Genomic DNA, 655 nt, shown 5'->3' on the forward strand with positions numbered 1-655 from the left:
CCACCGCGCCATCCTCGCGGGGCAGGGGCGGCTTGCCTTCCCGCTGCCGCTCGCGCTGCTGCTGCGCGCCGTCGATGCGCTGCCCGCGCCGCTCGCCGACCGCGCCGTGCGGCTGATGCGCTTCCGCATCGCGCCGGAGGGATGAGCGCGGCGCTGCACCTGCTGGCCGGCGCGCTGCTCCCTTGGCCGGCCTGGGCGCTGCTGCGCCTGGGTGCGGGCGCGCCTGCGTCGCGCTGGATGCTGCTCGACGCCGCGCCCGTGCTGGCTGGCTTTGCCGCGCTGCTGGCGCTGACCGCGCAGCCGGTGCTTGCCGGTGGGCTGGTGTGCGGCGCGTGTGTCTTCCTTGCGGTGGCCGACCGGGCGAAGCGCACCGCACTCGGCGAACCGCTCGCCTTCACCGATGGCGGGCTGCTCTGGCAGGTCGTGGCGCATCCGCGCTTCTACCTGCCCTTCGTGCCGAAGGCGCTGGTGCTGGGCGGGATCGGCGCGGGGGTGGCGGCCTTCGTCGCCGTTCTGGCGCTGGAACCGCCGCTGCCGCTCGGCTTCGCGCCGCGCGCCGTGCTGGTCGGGGTCGCGGGCGCGCTCGTCGCGCTGCTGCTGCGACCATGTCCGCTGCTTGCCGGCGCGGCGCTGGCGCGCGACCCAGCGGCGGATG

1 pseudogene is annotated in these 655 nt (G+C 76.9%); it reads left to right on the plus strand.

The annotated features are described in order from the left end of the window. Positions 1-141 precede the first annotated feature (141 nt). Positions 142-655: pseudogene (locus HW577_RS26000) on the plus strand (hypothetical protein); the annotation flags it as partial.

This window comes from Neoroseomonas rubea (genome assembly GCF_016106015.1).
GTDB lineage: Bacteria > Pseudomonadota > Alphaproteobacteria > Acetobacterales > Acetobacteraceae > Neoroseomonas > Neoroseomonas rubea.